This window comes from Nocardioides pakistanensis (assembly GCF_054781215.1).
The window spans coordinates 56,208-72,308 of the sequence record NZ_BAAGUV010000007.1 but is presented as its reverse complement, the minus strand read 5'-3'; the positions used below and the strand labels follow the sequence as shown (position 1 = coordinate 72,308).

The window sequence follows — 16,101 nt, the reverse complement described above, 5'->3', positions numbered from 1 at the left end:
ACTGAAAGGCACTTGTTGCGTTCACACCCCGACAACCTCGGGACTTACCTGCGGAACCGGGTCTGAACCCGATAGAAGGAGCGGTCACGCGGCCTCGCGCCGCGACCGCGGAAAGTGAACCTCGTGTCGTACCCTCCCGGTCCTCCGTCCATGCCGATGCCCTCTCCTGCGGGTGGCTACGGCATGCCGCCCAAGCCCGACAGCTACCTGGTGTGGGCGATCCTCAGCACGGTGCTGTGCTGCCTGCCGCTGGGCATCGTCTCGATCGTCCAGGCCGCGAAGGTCGACGGCCTCTACACCAGCGGCCAGTACGACCAGGCTCGCCAGGCCTCGGAGTCGGCCAAGAAGTGGGCGATCATCTCCGCGGTCGTGGGCCTCGTCGTAGCAGTGCTCTACGTCCTGCTCGTCGTGGTCATCGGCGTGGCGGGCTCGACCTCGACCTCGTCCGGCTTCTAGTGACGTCCACGCCGGCGAGCACCCTCGACACCACGCGCCGCGGGATGATCCGCTGCGCGGCGCCCGGTGTCGCGCTCGCCGGCGTGACCGCCCTCGTCCTGCGCGACCCGCACGGCTCGGGCTCGTGGGGCACCTGCCCGTCATTGCTGCTGTTCGGGGTGTACTGCCCCGGCTGCGGGTCGTTGCGCGGCCTCCACGACCTGGCCACCGGGCAGCTGCTCGAGTCGGTCTCGCACAATCTCATCCTGGTCCCGGCGCTGGCCTACGTGGCGTGGTGGTGGTTGGCCCAGGTGACGACCGAGAGCCGCCGCCCGGTCGCGGCGCCCTGGGACTCGGCCCGGTTCTCCTACGCGCTCCTCGCCGTGCTCGCCGTGTTCACGGTGGCGCGAAACCTCCCCGGCTCCGTGCTCGCGCCGTGACAGGGAGCCGGCACCGAGCCTGACCCCCGCCCTGCACCGGGCCGACCGTCTGAACCGGCCGGGCAGCGGGTAAGGTCGGGGGGCTCCGACCTCGACCATCACCTCGTAGCCGACCCAGGGGGACACATCGTGGCACCCGCCAGCCAGGTCTCACCGCCGCAGATCGCGTTCAGCAGTGCGGCGCCCAGCGGGGTCGTCGGCGCAGACGCCGTCGCGATCCCGGTGATGGCCGACGACGACGGCCCGGTCCTCGGTCCCGGTGCCGCCGAGCTGCTCGACGAGCTCGGCGTCGACCTGTTCGCCCTGCTCGAGCACCACAGCGCCTCCGGCAAGGCCGGCGAGATCGTCGAGCATCCCGTCCTCTCCGCCGCCGGCCTGTCCAACGCCAGTCTCCGCAGCGTGCTGCTGGTCGGTGTCGGGACCGCACAGGCCACAGAACTCCGCAAAGCCGGGGCGGCGCTCGCCCGGCGGGTCAAGGGCAAGGACACCCTGGCCACCTCGCTGGCCTCGCTCGCCGACAACGCCGGGCTGCGGGCGCTCGTGGAGGGTCTGGTACTCGGCTCGTTCGGGTTCCACCGCCGCTCCGTGCCCCCGACCGACCGGCCGGTCGCGCGGATCGTGCTCGCCGGCACCACCGACCCGGACGACCGCCAGCCGGAGCTCGCGCGCGCTCTCGCGGTGGCCGGCGCCGGCTGGCTGTCCCGCACCCTGGCGCTGGTCCCGGCCAACGAGAAGAACCCCCCGTGGCTGGCCGAGCGGGCCCGCGAGATCGCCGCGAGCGCCGGGCTGAAGGTCAAGGTGTGGGACGAGAAGCAGCTGGCCGCGGAGGGCTTCGGGGGGATCCTCGGCGTGGGCCGGGCCTCGGCCACACCGCCCCGCCTGATCCGCCTCGACTACACCCCGCGCCGGGCCACCCGGCGCACCCCGCACCTGGTGCTGGTCGGCAAGGGGATCACCTTCGACACCGGCGGCCTGTCGATCAAGCCGGCCGAGGCGATGATGAACATGAAGCGCGACATGACCGGCGGTGGCGTCGTCATGGCCGTCATGGGCGCGCTGGCCGACGTGGACTGTCCGATCCGGGTCACCGGTCTGGTCGCGGCGGCGGAGAACGCCGTCGGCGCCGACGCGCTGCGACCCGGCGACGTCATCCGCCACTTCGGCGGGCGCACCAGCGAGGTCCGCAACACCGACGCCGAGGGGCGGCTGGTCCTCGCCGACGCGATGGCCTACGCGGTTGCCGAGCTGGCACCGGACGTCCTGGTGGACGTGGCCACCCTGACCGGCGCCATGAAGATCTCCCTGGGCCAGCGGACCGGCGGGTTCTTCAGCTCCGACGACGCCCTCGCCGAGCTGATCTCCACCGCCGGCGCCTCGGCCGGCGAGCCGCTGTGGCGGATGCCCCTCGTGGAGGACTACGAGGAGCGGGTGGAGTCGAAGGTCGCCGACGCCGACAACGCCGCCGGTGGTCCCGGCGCGATCACCGCGGCGTTGTTCCTCCAGCACTTCACCGGCGGCCTGCCGTGGGCCCACCTCGACATCGCCTCGGTCGGCGACTCCCCGGTCGACGCCTACGAGTGGACCAGCGGGGCGACCGGGTTCGGCGCGCGTGCCCTGCTGCACTGGCTCGAGCTGCGCGAGCCCCTCGCCGGCGTGGCACGCTGAGCACACTGGGCGACGCGTCACGGGGGCAGAGCGGCGCCGAACGAACACCCTTGGAGGCACGCATGCACGGTCTGACGGTCCGCTGGTCGCTGGAGAACGCTCCTGAGGGGGTGGAGGACGCGCTCCGCGCCTACGTCGAGTCCACCTCCCACGCGAACTTCACCGGCCGGGCAGGTCTGCGTTTCAAGACCTGGCGGATGCGGCCGGGAGAGTGGTTCGAGGGCTGCTACGTCTTCGAGTCCTCGGCCGAGCGGGACGCGTTCGAGCAGCACTTCACCGGCGTCGCGGCGGAGTCACCGGGCTCCCAGATCGTCGGCTCGGCGCCGGTGCTGATCGAGCCGTGCGAGGTGGTCGCCGTCGCCGAGGGCGGTGCCGGCTTCCTGGCCGCCGCCAGCTACTGAGCCCTCAGGACTCGGGCGTCCAGACCTTCTTCGCGACCAGCAGCCCGTCGCCGACCGGGAGCAGCAGCGGCAGCAGCGTCTCGTGGTGGCGGACCAGGTTGCCGAGCTCGCGGATCGCCACGGTCTCGGCGTCGCGCTGCGCGGGGTCGGGCACCCGGTCGTGCCAGAGCGCGTTGTCGAAGGCGACGATCCCGCCGGGCTTGAGCAGCCGCAGCGCCTCGGTCAGGTAGTCGGAGTACTCCAGCTTGTCGCCGTCGCAGAACACCAGGTCGTAGTGGCCGTCGGTCAGCCGGGGGAGCACCTCGAGCGCGGCTCCGGGGATCAGCCGAACCCGCTGCGGCGCGATGCCGGCGTCGCTGAAGGTCTGCTTGGCCAGCCGCTGGTGCTCGGCCTCGGTGTCGACCGTGGTGAGCACCCCGTCGGGACGCATGCCGCGCAGCATCCACAGGCCGGACACACCGGTGCCGGTGCCGATCTCCACCGCGGCGCGGGCCTCGGTCACGGCGGCCAGGAAGCGAAGGGTCGCGCCGCCGCCGGGGCCGATCGGCACCACGCCGACCTCGCGGGCGCGGCTGCGTGCGGCCAGGAGCACGTCGTCCTCGCTCACGAACTCCTCGGCGTAGGCCCAGCTGGTGGGCTTGAGTCCCGTAGCGATGATGTCCTCCTCGATGGCCGGCGGGCCGGACGCTGCGTCTTGCCCGGTCACCGGGGCAGACTCTACCGGCGAGACCGGGAACAACGGTGCGCTACCGTCCGTTACCTCAGCAAAGAGCAGCCGGAATCCTCAGGTGGCTCTCAGGAGCGACTCCTAGCGTGAGAGGGGACAGCGCCAGCCGATGGCGACCAACAGACTGAGCGGCCTCGCCGCGAAGACCCCTTGGGGCAAGGAGCGCCCGATGACCGACCTCGACCGCACCCCCGAGCCCGCCGTCGACGGTCCCGGCGCGGCCGCGCCGTCGTGGGAGGACGTCGTCACCCAGCACTCCGCCCGCGTCTACCGGCTGGCCTACCGGCTGACCGGCAACCCGCACGACGCCGAGGACCTCACCCAGGAGGTGTTCGTCCGGGTGTTCCGGTCGCTGTCGAGCTACACCCCGGGCACGTTCGAGGGCTGGCTGCACCGGATCACCACCAACCTCTTCCTCGACCAGGCGCGCCGCAAGGCCAAGATCCGCTTCGACGCGCTCGCCGACGACGCCGACGCCCGGATGCCCGGCCGGATGCCGAGCCCCGACACCTCCGTGGTCGTCGAAGGGATGCTCGACGACGACATCGAGTCTGCGCTCGCCGCGCTGCCCCCCGAGTTCCGGGCCGCGGTCGTGCTCTGCGACATCGAGGGCCTGTCGTACGACGAGATCGCCGACGTCCTCGACGTGAAGCTCGGCACCGTCCGCTCCCGGATCCACCGAGGCCGCAAGATGCTGCGCTCGGCGCTGGCCCACCGCGCCCCCACCGCCGGCCGGTTGCGCTACTCCGGCCCGGTCGACCCCGACCTGACCCCGCAGACGGTGTGATGCGCTACCTGGGAGGACATCTCGGCGCGGTCGTCAGCCCCCTGCTCGACGGCCAGCTCGACCCGTCCTCCACCGAGCGTGCCTGGGCCCACGTCCACGGTTGCGAGACCTGTCGCAGGCAGGTCGAGCGGGAGGGCTGGGTCAAGACCCGGCTGTCCGCGATGAGCCACGACGAGGGTGCCCCGCCACCGGAGCTGCTCGGCTCGCTGTACAGCCTCTGCTCTGCCCCGCCCGACGGGGCGGCCGCATGGGCGGCGGTGGCCGAGATCGAGCGCCGCGGCCGCGACCGGCGGCGCGCCGGGCTCGCCATGGTCGGCGTCGGTTCGGTGTCCGCGGCGGTGCTCGGCCTCGCCACCCTGACCGGCAGCACCCTGGGGATCGGTGGCGCCCCCGGTGCCACGCCCGCCTCGTCGCTGAGCCGTTCGGGGGCTGGCACGCCGGCCAGCACGACGACGGCCTTCGTCGCCCCGGTCACCCGGGTGCAGGGCCGGCTGCCCTCGGCGGCGCGCCGGGGCGCCGGGCCCGCCGCTACGGCCACCCACGCGCCGTCGCAGAGCGCCGGGCAGCCCGGCCCCGACGCCGGCCGGTAGCCGTCCCGGACGGTGCGCTTGCGGCCGTAGGACAAAATGTGTCCCGTGAGCGAGAACGAGCCCGACCGTCCCGGCAGTCCGGACGACACCGCGCCCCTGTGGTCCGGCGAGGAGTCCGGCCGGCCGTCGTACGACCCGGACGGGGAGCCGACCGCGCCACAGCAGTGGTCGCAGCCTGCGCCGGCAGCGTGGGAGCACGGGTACGCCGCGCAGCCTGACCCCTATGCCTACGCCGGGGCCGGCTGGTCGCAGCAGGGTTACTACGGATGGCCTGCCCCGCAGCACGCGTCCCGGCTGCCCGGATGGGTGTGGCCGGTCGTCGCCGCCACCGCCCTGGTCGTCGGGCTCGTCGGGGGCACCGTGGGCGGCGCACTCGTCTCCGCCTCGGTCGACGGGGTCGCCGGCAGCTCGGCCTTCGACGGTCGCGGCGCGGCCCCCGCGCCGCTCGAGCCCGAGAACGGGTCGGTCGCCGCGGTGGCCGAGGCGCTGCTGCCGAGCACGGTGCAGATCCTCACCCGCGGCGGTGCAGGTGTCGCCGGCGAGGCCACCGGGTCCGGCTTCGTGGTCGACCGGGAGGGCCACGTGATCACCAACAACCACGTGGTCTCCGGCGTCGCCGACGGCGGCGAGATCCAGGTCATCGACCACTCCGGGCGGCGACACACCGCCTCCATCGTCGGCCGCAGCCCGGTCTACGACATCGCCGTGCTCGACGTCGACGGCGCCGACGACCTGCAGCCGGCCGCGCTCGGCAGCTCCCGGTCGATGAACGTCGGCGAGACCGTCGTCGCGATCGGCTCGCCGCTCGGGCTCAGCAGCACCGTCACCTCAGGGATCATCAGCGCCCTCGACCGGCCGGTCACCACCGGTGACGAGGACGAGTCGTCGTTCATCAACGCCGTGCAGACCGACGCCGCGATCAACCCGGGCAACTCCGGCGGACCGCTGGTCAACCTCCGCGGCGAGGTCGTCGGGGTGAACTCCGCGATCGCGACCATGGGGGGCTTCGCCAGCGAGGCCGGCAACATCGGGGTGGGCTTCGCGATCCCCATGGAGCAGGTGAAGGTGACCGCCTCCCAGATCGTGCGGACCGGGGAGGCGAAGTACCCGGTCATCGGCGCCAACGTCAACACCGGCAGCCGGCGCAACGGCGCCGAGATCGTCGACGTCCCCGCGGGCACTCCCGCGGCCGAGGCGGGCCTGGAGAAGGGCGACATCGTGGTCGGCGTCGAGGACAAGGCCGTCGCCGACGGCATCGGCCTGATCGTGGCGATCCGCAGCCACCAGCCCGGCGACACCATCGACCTCGTCGTGCAGCGCGACGGGCGCCGGCTGACGGTGCAGATCACCCTCGACGCGAAGGTCGGTTGAGGTCAGGTCGCCTCGGCGTCGTACGGCGCCCGCTCACCGCGCTCCAGCGGACGCAGACCGGGGCGCACCGGGACCGTGGGCCCGTCGTCGGGCTCCTCGTCCATCGCCTCGAGGATGTGCTTGCGCACCAGCTGGCGGGGGTCGAGGTCGGAGAGCTCCAGGTCGGCGAACTCCGGACCCAGCTCGGTGCGCAGGTCGTCGCGCGCGGCCTGGGTGAACTGGCGGACCTGCCGCACGAAGCGGCCGGCCTGGCGGGCGAACTCAGGGAGCCGGTCGGGGCCGAAGACCAGGATCGCGACCACGAAGATGACCAGGAACTCTGGCAGCCCGACTCCGAACACGCGTCAGAATCTACCGGTCGGGGTGAGCCCGAGCTGCATCCCGGCCAGACCGCGTCCGCGGCCCGAGAGGGTCGCCGCCACGTCGGAGAGCACCCGGGCGGCGGGGGAGTCCGGCTTGGCCTCCACGATCGGCCGGCCGGCGTCGCCGCCCTCGCGCAGCTCGAGGTCGAGCGGGACCTCCCCGAGCACCGGGACGTCGTACCCGAACCGGCTCGAGAGGGTTGCCGCGACCCGCGCGCCGCCGCCGGAGCCGAACACCTCGAGGCGGTGCTCGGGACCGCAGTGCGGGCAGGGCAGGAAGGACATGTTCTCCACCACGCCGACGACCCGCTGGTGCATCATCGAGGCCATCGTGCCGGCGCGCTCGGCGACCTCCGCAGCCGCCTCCTGCGGGGTGGTCACCACGACCACCTCCGCGTTGGGCAGGTGCTGGCCGAGCGAGATCGCGATGTCACCGGTGCCGGGCGGAAGGTCGAGGAAGAGCGCGTCGAGGTCGCCCCAGTAGACGTCGCTGAGCATCTGGACCAGGGCGCGGTCGAGCATCGGGCCGCGCCAGGCGACGACCTGGTCACGCCGCGGCTTGAGCATGCCGATCGAGATCACCGAGATGCCACCGGCCGTGGGCACCGGCATGATCATGTCCTCGACCTGGGTCGGCCGCACGTCGCCCACGCCCAGCATCGCCGGGATCGAGTGGCCGTAGATGTCGGCGTCGACGATGCCGACCTTCAGCCCCTGCTCGGCCATGGCGACCGCGAGGTTCACCGTCACCGAGGACTTGCCGACGCCGCCCTTGCCGCTGGCGATCGCGTAGACCTTGGTCAGCGAGTCCGGCTTGGCGAACGGGATCTCCCGCTGCGCCTGCCCACCACGGAGCACCTCCTGCAGGCCGGCGCGCTGTTCGGCGCTCATCACGCCGAGGGTCAGGTCCACGCCGGTCACGCCGGGCACCTTCTCCAGGGCAGCGGTGACGTCGCGGTTGATGGTGTCCTTCAGCGGACAGCCGGCGACGGTCAGCAGCACGGTGACCGCGACCTTGCCGGTGTCGTCGATCTCGACGGAGTCGACCATGTTGAGCTCGGTGATGGGGCGCCGGATCTCCGGGTCGTTGACGGTGGCCAGGGCCGCGTTGATCTGGTCGAGCAGCGGGGAGGTCATGACCTTCAGGGTACGCGGGGGGCGAGGCCGGCTCAGGCCCGGTCCGCGTTGCCTTCGTCACCGACCGGCCCGGCACTCGGGGCCTCCCCCTCGGACTCCTCCTCGCGGCGACGCTCCTCGAGCTCGTTGAGCAGCGAGCGCAGCTCGGAGCGGACGTAGTCCCGGGTGGCCACCTCGCCGATCGCCATCCGCAGCGAAGCCATCTCGCGGGCGAGGAACTCCATGTCGGCGTGTGCGCGTGCGTTGGCCTGGCGGTCCTGCTCGGTGACCACCCGGTCGCGGTCCTCCTGCCGGTTCTGGGCGAGCAGGATCAGCGGGGCGGCGTACGACGCCTGCAGACTGAGCATCAGGGTCAGGAAGATGAACGGGTAGGCGTCCCACTGCCATGCAGCCGGCGCCACGTAGTTCCAGGCCAGCCAGACCGCCACGAAGCCGGTCATGTACAGCAGGAACTTCGCGGTGCCCATGAACCGGGCGAAGTTCTCCGCGAAGCTGCCGAACGCCTCGGGGTCGTAGGTCGGTCGGCGCAGCAGGGTTCGCCGCGTCTCCTTCGGCTGGTCGAGGCGGGCGCGCGGCTCGGAGCGCTCGCGGCGCGGCTCGTCACGCACGGAGCACACCTCCTCGGGCGGGCCGGTCACGCCAGTTCTCCGGCAGCAGGTGGTCGAGCAGGTCGTCGACGGTCACCGCGCCGAGCAGCCGGCCGTCGTCGTCGGTCACCGGTGCGGCGACGAGGTTGTAGGTCGCCAGGTGCCGGGCCACGTCCTCCAGGGTGGCGTCGGCGGGCAGCGTCTCCAGGTCGGTGTCGAGCATCCCGCCGACCAGCGTCGAGGGGGGTTCCCGCAGCAGCCGCTGGATGTGCGCGACGCCGATCAGCCGGCCGGTCGGCGGCTCCAGCGGCGCGCGGCAGACGTAGACCATCGCCGCCAGGGCCGGGGTGAGCTCGGCGTTGCGGACGTGGGCGAGCGCGTCGGCCACCGTCGCATCGGGCGGCAGGATCACAGGCTCGGTGGTCATCATCGCGCCGGCGGTGCGCTCCTCGTAGGACATCAGCCGGCGCACGTGCTGGGCCTCGTCGGGCTCCATCAGCGCGAGCAGCGCCTCCGCGGTCTCCGGCGGCAGCTCCGCGATCAGGTCCGCGGCGTCGTCGGGAGACATCTCCTCCAGCACGTCCGCCGCACGCTCGCTGTCGAGGTTGCCGAGGATCTCGACCTGGTCCTCCTCGGGCAGCTCCTCGAGCACGTCGGCGAGGCGTTCGTCGTTCAGCGCGGCGGCGACCTCGCGACGGCGCTTGGCGGGGAGGTCGTGGATCACGTTGGCCAGGTCGGCCGGCCGCATCTCCTCGAGCGCCGCGAGCAGGTGGGTCGCGCCCTGGCCCTCCTCCGGCAAGGCCAGCCCGTCGACCTCGTTCCACTCCACGACGTGGGTCTGCCCGCGCCGGCCGAACCGCTTCGAGCCCTCCTGCAGGGCGACCCGGGAGAGGAACCAGTCCCGGTTGCGGGCCTGCTCCATCGCCACGTCGTACACCGTGCCGACCACCCCGGTCTCGCGGATGGTCACCTTCCGGTCGAGCATCTGGCCGAACACGAGCGTCTCGGTCGAGCGCTGCTCGAAGCGGCGCATGTTGACCACCCCGGTGGTGATCACCTGCCCGCTGTCGACGTGGGTCACGCGGGTCATCGGCACGAACACCGACCGGCGGCCGAACACCTCGACCACCAGGCCGAGCACCCGGGGCTGCTGCTGACCCGACCGCAGCGCCACGACGATGTCCCGGACCTTGCCGACCTGGTCGCCCGCCGGGTCGAAGACAGGCAGGCCGGCCAGCCTGGCTGCGAAAACTCGGTTCGGGGTTGTGCTCACGTGTCGATACGTTAGCGGGCAGGTGGTGCCGTCCGGGGCCGCCACAACAGGAAGGACGACCGGCTTGCTGTCCTACGACGTCGTCGACGTGTTCACCGACCGCGCCTTCGCCGGCAACCAGCTCGCCGTGGTGCACGGCGCGGACGACCTCAGCACCGAGCAGTGCCTGGCGATCGCCCAGGAGTTCAACTACTCCGAGACCACCTTCCCGATGCGCGCGTCCGGCGACGCCTACACGACCCGGATCTTCACCCCCGGCGGCGAGATCCCCTTCGCCGGACACCCGACGCTCGGCACCGCCTGGGTGCTGCGCGATGCCGGGTTGCTCACCGCCGAGGAGGTGGTGCAGCACTGTGGTGCCGGGGAGATCGGGGTGCGGTTCCTGGCCGACGGAGCCGTCGAGCTCTCCGCCACCCCGCGCGACCTCGCCGGACCGGTGGACGACACGCTCGTCGCCGCGCTGCTCGAGGACGTCGGGCTCTCCCTGTCCGACGCAGCCGGCCAGGCGTGGATCGCCGGCACCGGGCTGTCCTTCGTGCATCTGCCCGTCACCGACGACGCCGTCGCGCGGGCCCGTCCGTCCTTCCGGTCGCTCGCGGAGTACGCCGACCGGCTGGCTGCCGTGGGCCCGACCACCGACCCGGTCGACGGCATCAACCTGCACCACGTCTCCGGCTCGGCCCCCGAGGTCACCGTGCACTCGCGGGTGTTCGTGCCGGGGCTCGACGTGGCCGAGGACCCCGCCACCGGCTCGGCGGCCGCCGGACTGGGGATGGCCCTGGTGGCGACCGGGCGGTTGCCCGAGGGCGGCCGCTACACGATCAGCCAGGGCCTCGAGATGGGGCGCCCTTCGACGTTGTTCGGCCGCGTGGACGTGGCCGACGGCTCACCGGTGCGGTGCCACGTCGCCGGCCGGGTCCAGCGCATCGCGGCCGGGCGGATCGTCGTACCGGAGGCCTGAGCAGCCCCCCGTCAGCGCAGGTTGGGGCGGTCCCGGCGACGGCGGTGCAGCACGCGCGGCAACGGGCCGCGGGTCGTCGCACGGCTGGGCACGGGGGGCGCCTCGTGCGCCTCGTCGCTCAGGGAGTCCGGGTCCTCGAGCACCTCGCCGGTGGGCTCGACGCGCACGACGACGCTGCGCTCGGCCCAGGTCTGGCGCGCGGTGCCGAGGTCCTCGAGGTTGAGCCGGTCGGCGATCAGCGCGGAGGTCGCGTCCTCCCACTGCTCCTCACCCGGGCGCACCGGGGAGACGGAGCCGACCCAGGTGACCAGCCGGCCACCGTTGTCCTTGCTGCGCATGGTGACCTCGACCCGGTCGGCCTCGGCGATCCCCGGCAGCTCCTGCTCCGGGCCGCCGGCCACGAGCAGCAGCGCCTCGTCGTGCCAGACGTGCCAGGCGGCACGCGGCCGTGGGCCGCCGCCGTCGTAGCGCAGCCAGCACACGCCGGTCTTCTTCCCCAGCTCCGCGATCAACGCGGTGGTGAACACCTCCGTCACGTTCAGCAGGGTGCCACACCTCCGGCGCCACGGCGCATGACTCGCACCACAGGGGCCGGCGTGCTGAGCGTGGAGGGGTGAGGAATGCCACGGGTTCGGGCCCTCCCCGGGGGTATGTACCAACCAGTAGGCTCCCGTCCAATCTCCCCCCGTGTCGAAGAGAGGGTCATCCATGTCCGACGCGACCACCGCTCGCGAGCTGCGCGCCCGCCGTTCGTGCCACGCCGTACCGGGATCGAACCCGCGCTTCCTCGAGAAGGCCCAGGGTCTCGACAGCGACCAGGTCTTCCTCGACATCGAGGACTCCGTCGCCCCGATCGCCAAGCCCGAGGCCCGCAAGAACATCGTCGAGGTGCTCAACACCGGCGACTGGGGCAACCGCGTGCGGACCGTCCGGGTCAACGACTGGACGACCCAGTGGACCTACAAGGACGTGATCGAGGTCGTCGAGGGTGCCGGTGCGAACCTCGACTGCATCATGCTGCCGAAGGTGCAGACCGCCGACCAGGTCAAGGCGCTCGACACGCTGCTCACGCAGATCGAGACGACGATGGGCTACGAGGTCGGCCGGATCGGCATCGAGGCGCAGATCGAGAACGCACTCGGCCTGATCAACGTCGACGACATCGCCACCGCCTCGCCGCGGGTGGAGACGATCATCTTCGGCCCCGCCGACTTCATGGCCTCGATCAACATGAAGAGCCTGGTCGTCGGCGAGCAGCCCCCGGGGTACGACGTCGGCGACGCCTACCACTACATCCTGATGCGGATCCTGATGGCGGCGCGCGCGCACAACAAGCAGGCCATCGACGGTCCCTACCTCCAGATCAAGGACCTCGACGGGTTCAAGCGCGTCGCCGGCCGTTCGGCCGCGCTCGGCTTCGACGGCAAGTGGACCCTGCACCCGGACCAGATCGCCGCGGCCAACGAGGTGTTCTCGCCCAAGCAGGAGGACTACGACCACGCCGAGAACATCCTCGACGCCTACGAGTACTTCACCTCCGAGAAGGGCGGCGCCAAGGGCGCGGTCATGCTCGGTGACGAGATGATCGACGAGGCCTCGCGCAAGATGGCCCTGGTGATCTCGGCCAAGGGCCGCGCCGCCGGAATGCAGCGCACCGACGTGTGGACCGCTCCGGAAGGGGACAACTGAGATGGGTCGGCTGGCGCAGACCGAGGGTCTGACCGACATCCAGGAGGAGATCCTCAAGGCCGTCCGCACGTTCGTGGACGAGAAGATCATCCCCGTCGCGCAGGAGCTCGAGCACAAGGACGAGTACCCCACCGAGATCGTCGAGGGCCTCAAGGAGCTCGGCATCTTCGGGCTGATGATTCCCGAGGAGTACGGCGGTCTCGGCGAGTCGCTGCTGACCTACGCCCTGTGCGTGGAGGAGATCGCCCGCGGCTGGATGAGCGTCTCCGGCGTGATCAACACCCACTTCATCGTGGCCTACATGCTGATGAAGCACGGGACCGAGGAGCAGAAGCAGAAGTACCTGCCGAAGATGGCCACCGGCGAGGTCCGCGGCGCGTTCTCGATGTCGGAGCCGTCGCTGGGCTCGGACGTCTCGGCGATCACGACGAAGGCCGTCCGCGGCGACGACGGGTCGTACGCGATCACCGGCCAGAAGATGTGGCTGACCAACGGTGGCTCCTCGACGCTGGTCGCGGTGCTGTGCAAGACCGACGAGGGTGCCGACTCGGTCTACCGCAACATGACCACCTTCCTGGTCGAGAAGGAGCCCGGCTTCGGCGAGGTCGCGCAGGGCGTCACGGTGCCCGGCAAGATCGACAAGATGGGCTACAAGGGCATCGACACCACGGAGATGATCTTCGAGGGCCACCAGATCTCCGCGGACCAGATCCTCGGCGGCGAGCCCGGCAAGGGCTTCTACCAGATGATGGACGGCGTCGAGGTCGGCCGGGTGAACGTCGCCGCCCGGGCGTGCGGGCTGGCGGTGCGCGGGTTCGAGCTCGGCGTCGCCTACGCCCAGCAGCGCGAGACCTTCGGCAAGCCGATCGCCCAGCACCAGGCGATCCTGTTCCGGCTCGCGGAGATGGCCACCAAGGTGGAGACCGCGCACACGATGATGGTCAAGGCCGCCCGGCTGAAGGACTCCGGCAAGCGGATGGACGTCGAGGCCGGGATGGCGAAGATGCTCGCCAGCGAGTACGCCAACGAGGTGGTCGAGGACTCCTTCCGGATCCACGGCGGCTACGGCTACTCCAAGGAGTACGAGATCGAGCGGCTCATGCGCGAGGTCAAGTTCATGCTGATCGGCGAGGGCACCTCCGACATCCAGAAGATGATCATCGGGCGTCGGGTCCTGGAGGACTACAAGCTGAAGTGAGGGCGGTGGCCGGGTCGTGGGTCCGCTCGCGTGATCTACGATTCGGCCAAGCCCGCACCACCACCAGCGACCGCGGGGGTCTCGGAGGAACCATGACGTCGTCGACACCCACGGTGTACCTCCACATCGGCACACCGAAGTCCGGTACGACGTACCTCCAGTCGCGCTTCTCGGCCAACCACGAGCTCGCTGCGCAGCAGGGCCTGCTGTGGCCCGGGCCGTCCTGGGGCCGCCACGTCTCGGCGGTCCGGGAGCTGAAGAAGCTGCCGGACGGTGCCGCGCTCGCCGAGGACGGGGCCTGGTCGAGGCTGGCCGCCGAGGCGCGCGCCTGGGACGGCCGAGCGGTGCTGATCTCGATGGAGTGGATGGCCAGCCTCACCCCGCACCAGATCGCCGTGGCCGTGGAGAGCCTCGCCCCCGCCCGGGTGGAGGTGATCGCCACCGCCCGCGACCTGCTGCGCTCGTTCGTCGCCCAGGCGCAGGAGATGTCGAAGAACTACCGGGTGTGGCCCTGGGCGCAGATCGTCGACGAGGTCCGCAACGACACCGGCGGCCCGGCGCACCGCACCTTCTGGCGGCAGCAGGACCTGCCGCGGATCCTCGAGCGCTGGTCCGCCGCCGTCCCCGCCGACCGGATCCACCTGGTCACCGTGCCGCCGGCCGGCAGCGACCCCGGCATCCTGTGGGACCGGTTCTGCTCGGTGCTCGGCATCGACGGCACCGGCTTCGCCGCACCGACGACTGCCAACGAGTCGCTCGGGGTGGTCTCCACGGTGCTCATGCAGCGGCTCAACACGGTGGCCGCGGCCCGCGACCTTCCGCACCCGGTCTACAAGCGTGTGCTCCACAGCGCCGTCGGCGTCGACATCCTGAGCCCGCGGCGCAAGGAGGAGGCCGCGATCGCGTTGAGCGACGACATGGACGCCTTCCTGCGCGAGCGTGCCGAGGGGCTGGTCGCCGACCTGCGGGGCCTCGGCGTGGACCTCGTGGGGGAGTGGGAGGACCTGATCCCGACCCGGAGGCTGGAGGGTCGCCGCCCCGAGGACGTCACCGACAGCGAGCTGCTGCAGCTGGCCCTGGAGACCCTGGTGGCCCTCGGCGTCGCCCGCGACGAGCAGGCGGTCGAGCGCGGGCCCAAGCAGGTCACCGTCGAGACCGCGAAGCGGCTGCAGGACAAGGTCTCCGACCGGCTGCGCAAGGTGGTCCGCCGCGGCTGATCGGCCCAGGCGGCCGCCGTACGGCGGTCAGCGGCGCTTGGCCGCCTGCAGCTCCTCGAGCAGCGACTCCCAGCGCGCGGTGATCACCGGCTGGGTGCGCCCGGCCGCGTTGCGCCGGCCGGCCTCACCGAGCTGCTGTCGGCCGGGGACGCCGATCCGGATCACCTCGGAGATCCGGGCGGCCAGGCCGGTGATGTCGCCGTTGGGCACCACGAACCCGTCCACGCCGTGCTGCACGATGCTCGCCGGGCCGGAGGCGTCGAAGGTGACGACCGGGACACCGCACGACATCGCCTCGACCACGACCATGCCGTAGGCCTCCTTGTGGCTGGTCATCACGAACACCGAGGAGCTCGCCAGCTCCTCGCGCAGCCGGGTGCTGTAGCCCATCAGCCGGACCTGCCCGTCGAGGCCGAGCCGGGAGATCTGCGCGCGCAGCTCCTCCTCCATCGGGCCGCTGCCGAAGATCCTCAGCTCCCAGTCGGGGAACTCCTTCGCGACGGTCGTCCAGGCGTCGATGAGCCGGTCGAACCCCTTGTTGGGACGCAGGTGGCCCGCGGCGGTGACCACCTTGTGGTCCAGCGTGGACGGCTCGCCCTCGTAGGCCGGGGTCGCGTTGGGCATCACCTCGATCCGCAGGCCCTTGCCGAGCTTCTTGCGGTAGAGGTCCGCGTCGGAGCTGGTCAGCGTCAAGAACGCGTCGAGCTTGGGGATCTCGCGCTCCATCGCCTTGATCAGCTGCTTGCGACGCGGCTCGAACGGGCGGTGCATCTGGCCGACGCGGACCACCTCGGGGTTGGCGAGCCGGGCGACGGCGAGGTTCAGGCCGGGCTGCATGCCGACCAGGGCGCCGTCGCGCACCGACGGCAGGAACTCCTCGAGCGCACGGTCGGTCGCCTCGCTGTAGGACTTGTAGTGCGGCTCGTCCTCGGGCATCAGCCGGCTCGGCCGGTCCAGGCCCGGAGCGGTCGCCCGCGGTCCGGTGTCGACCAGGGAGCGCACCTTCACCGACTCGGGCAGCGGGTGCACCGGAGTCTTCCGCGGCCGGGTGACACTGACGATCTCGACGTCGTGGCGCCGGCCGAGGTCCTCGGCCAGCTGGCGTACGACGGTCAGCACACCGCCGCCGGGCCCGTACACGGTGTGCATCAGGAAGTAGATCTTCACGAACCCGCCTCTGCGCGTGTCTCGTACAACGTCGCGGCCCCGTTCCGTGACCGTCCGGGGCATCCTAACCAGGCGGACTCACCGGTCAGAGGTT

The 16,101-nt window shown here is 71.7% G+C and carries 18 protein-coding genes; 11 read left to right on the top strand and 7 right to left on the bottom strand.

All coding sequences use genetic code 11. The features are described from left to right. Window positions 1–156: 156 nt before the first annotated feature. The 4 genes from ACYVIH_RS03320 (at window position 157) to ACYVIH_RS03305 (ending at window position 2,941) form a co-directional block, all read left to right on the top strand. Entirely contained in the window at window positions 157–456 is a 300-nt protein-coding gene (locus ACYVIH_RS03320) for a CD225/dispanin family protein (protein WP_460865968.1), read from the top strand. Further along, on the top strand, window positions 456–875 hold the full coding sequence (locus tag ACYVIH_RS03315) for a DUF2752 domain-containing protein (protein WP_460865966.1): 420 nt from the start codon (window positions 456–458) through the stop codon (window positions 873–875). The genes ACYVIH_RS03320 and ACYVIH_RS03315 overlap by 1 nt, the downstream gene beginning before the upstream one ends. 129 nt (window positions 876–1,004) lie before the next feature. Continuing rightward, a complete protein-coding gene (locus ACYVIH_RS03310) occupies window positions 1,005–2,540 on the top strand; it encodes a leucyl aminopeptidase (RefSeq protein ID WP_460865964.1) in 1,536 nt (511 codons plus the stop codon). Window positions 2,541–2,602: 62 nt separating this feature from the next. Continuing rightward, window positions 2,603–2,941, top strand: coding sequence for a hypothetical protein (locus ACYVIH_RS03305; protein WP_460865962.1), 339 nt, complete (start codon window positions 2,603–2,605; stop codon window positions 2,939–2,941). A 4-nt stretch (window positions 2,942–2,945) separates the two neighbouring features. Here ACYVIH_RS03305 and ACYVIH_RS03300 read toward each other — a convergent pair whose 3' ends face one another. Then, entirely contained in the window at window positions 2,946–3,647 is a 702-nt protein-coding gene (locus tag ACYVIH_RS03300; protein ID WP_460865961.1) for an O-methyltransferase, read from the bottom strand. A gap of 190 nt (window positions 3,648–3,837) precedes the next feature. On the opposite strand from ACYVIH_RS03300, the gene sigE reads away from it, so the two are divergent. From sigE to ACYVIH_RS03285, 3 genes are read left to right on the top strand one after another with little or no spacing between them, the layout of a single operon-like run. After that, a complete protein-coding gene (gene sigE / locus ACYVIH_RS03295) occupies window positions 3,838–4,455 on the top strand; it encodes an RNA polymerase sigma factor SigE (RefSeq protein ID WP_460865959.1) in 618 nt (205 codons plus the stop codon). Then, window positions 4,455–5,045: a hypothetical protein gene (locus ACYVIH_RS03290; protein ID WP_460865957.1), complete on the top strand. Its 591-nt coding sequence runs from the start codon at window positions 4,455–4,457 to the stop codon at window positions 5,043–5,045. Before sigE ends, ACYVIH_RS03290 begins: the two co-directional genes overlap by 1 nt. 45 nt (window positions 5,046–5,090) lie before the next feature. Beyond that, the gene (locus ACYVIH_RS03285) at window positions 5,091–6,416 is read left to right on the top strand and encodes a S1C family serine protease (protein WP_460865955.1); all 1,326 of its coding nucleotides are present in this window, start codon (window positions 5,091–5,093) and stop codon (window positions 6,414–6,416) included. Window positions 6,417–6,418: 2 nt separating this feature from the next. Here ACYVIH_RS03285 and ACYVIH_RS03280 read toward each other — a convergent pair whose 3' ends face one another. Genes ACYVIH_RS03280 through ACYVIH_RS03265 form a run of 4 tightly spaced genes read right to left on the bottom strand, consistent with a single transcriptional unit; the run spans window position 6,419 to window position 9,775 of the window. Next, window positions 6,419–6,757 (bottom strand): sec-independent translocase, encoded by a 339-nt coding sequence (locus ACYVIH_RS03280; RefSeq protein WP_460865953.1) that lies wholly within the window; start codon window positions 6,755–6,757, stop codon window positions 6,419–6,421. 3 nt (window positions 6,758–6,760) lie between these two features. Further along, on the bottom strand, window positions 6,761–7,915 hold the full coding sequence (locus ACYVIH_RS03275; RefSeq protein WP_460865951.1) for an Mrp/NBP35 family ATP-binding protein: 1,155 nt from the start codon (window positions 7,913–7,915) through the stop codon (window positions 6,761–6,763). 32 nt (window positions 7,916–7,947) lie between these two features. Further along, window positions 7,948–8,523 carry a DUF1003 domain-containing protein gene (locus tag ACYVIH_RS03270; RefSeq protein ID WP_460865949.1) on the bottom strand — a complete coding sequence of 192 codons (576 nt, stop codon included), beginning with the start codon at window positions 8,521–8,523 and terminating at the stop codon, window positions 7,948–7,950. Further along, window positions 8,516–9,775: a magnesium transporter gene (locus tag ACYVIH_RS03265; RefSeq protein ID WP_460865946.1), complete on the bottom strand. Its 1,260-nt coding sequence runs from the start codon at window positions 9,773–9,775 to the stop codon at window positions 8,516–8,518. The genes ACYVIH_RS03270 and ACYVIH_RS03265 overlap by 8 nt, the downstream gene beginning before the upstream one ends. A 64-nt stretch (window positions 9,776–9,839) precedes the next feature. Between ACYVIH_RS03265 and ACYVIH_RS03260 the strand changes: the two genes are divergently transcribed. Further along, window positions 9,840–10,736, top strand: a complete 897-nt coding sequence (locus ACYVIH_RS03260; protein ID WP_460865944.1) for a PhzF family phenazine biosynthesis protein — start codon at window positions 9,840–9,842, stop codon at window positions 10,734–10,736. An 11-nt stretch (window positions 10,737–10,747) separates the two neighbouring features. Here the strand turns inward: ACYVIH_RS03260 and ACYVIH_RS03255 are convergent, their stop codons facing one another. Next, window positions 10,748–11,272 carry a hypothetical protein gene (locus ACYVIH_RS03255; RefSeq protein ID WP_460865941.1) on the bottom strand — a complete coding sequence of 175 codons (525 nt, stop codon included), beginning with the start codon at window positions 11,270–11,272 and terminating at the stop codon, window positions 10,748–10,750. Window positions 11,273–11,444: 172 nt separating this feature from the next. Here ACYVIH_RS03255 and ACYVIH_RS03250 point away from each other — a divergent pair, with 172 nt between their 5' ends. The 3 genes from ACYVIH_RS03250 to ACYVIH_RS03240 all read left to right on the top strand — a co-directional run bounded on the left by ACYVIH_RS03250 (window position 11,445) and on the right by ACYVIH_RS03240 (window position 14,840). Beyond that, a complete protein-coding gene (locus tag ACYVIH_RS03250; protein WP_460865937.1) occupies window positions 11,445–12,425 on the top strand; it encodes an HpcH/HpaI aldolase/citrate lyase family protein in 981 nt (326 codons plus the stop codon). Window position 12,426: 1 nt separating this feature from the next. Continuing rightward, entirely contained in the window at window positions 12,427–13,623 is a 1,197-nt protein-coding gene (locus ACYVIH_RS03245) for an acyl-CoA dehydrogenase family protein (protein WP_460865934.1), read from the top strand. Between the two features lie 92 nt (window positions 13,624–13,715). Continuing rightward, window positions 13,716–14,840, top strand: coding sequence for a hypothetical protein (locus tag ACYVIH_RS03240; RefSeq protein ID WP_460865932.1), 1,125 nt, complete (start codon window positions 13,716–13,718; stop codon window positions 14,838–14,840). A gap of 27 nt (window positions 14,841–14,867) precedes the next feature. Here the strand turns inward: ACYVIH_RS03240 and ACYVIH_RS03235 are convergent, their stop codons facing one another. After that, on the bottom strand, window positions 14,868–16,007 hold the full coding sequence (locus ACYVIH_RS03235; RefSeq protein WP_460865930.1) for a glycosyltransferase: 1,140 nt from the start codon (window positions 16,005–16,007) through the stop codon (window positions 14,868–14,870). Window positions 16,008–16,101 lie beyond the last annotated feature (94 nt).

What these genes read in the sequence shown, in the direction of transcription:
- ACYVIH_RS03240 (WP_460865932.1), top strand. Translation starts at nt 13,716, where the DNA reads ATGACGTCGTCGACACCCACGGTGTACCTCCACATCGGCACACCGAAG.
- ACYVIH_RS03290 (WP_460865957.1), top strand. Translation starts at nt 4,455, where the DNA reads ATGCGCTACCTGGGAGGACATCTCGGCGCGGTCGTCAGCCCCCTGCTC.
- ACYVIH_RS03275 (WP_460865951.1), bottom strand. Translation starts at nt 7,915, where the DNA reads ATGACCTCCCCGCTGCTCGACCAGATCAACGCGGCCCTGGCCACCGTC.
- ACYVIH_RS03305 (WP_460865962.1), top strand. Translation starts at nt 2,603, where the DNA reads ATGCACGGTCTGACGGTCCGCTGGTCGCTGGAGAACGCTCCTGAGGGG.
- ACYVIH_RS03250 (WP_460865937.1), top strand. Translation starts at nt 11,445, where the DNA reads ATGTCCGACGCGACCACCGCTCGCGAGCTGCGCGCCCGCCGTTCGTGC.
- ACYVIH_RS03245 (WP_460865934.1), top strand. Translation starts at nt 12,427, where the DNA reads ATGGGTCGGCTGGCGCAGACCGAGGGTCTGACCGACATCCAGGAGGAG.
- sigE (WP_460865959.1), top strand. Translation starts at nt 3,838, where the DNA reads ATGACCGACCTCGACCGCACCCCCGAGCCCGCCGTCGACGGTCCCGGC.
- ACYVIH_RS03320 (WP_460865968.1), top strand. Translation starts at nt 157, where the DNA reads ATGCCCTCTCCTGCGGGTGGCTACGGCATGCCGCCCAAGCCCGACAGC.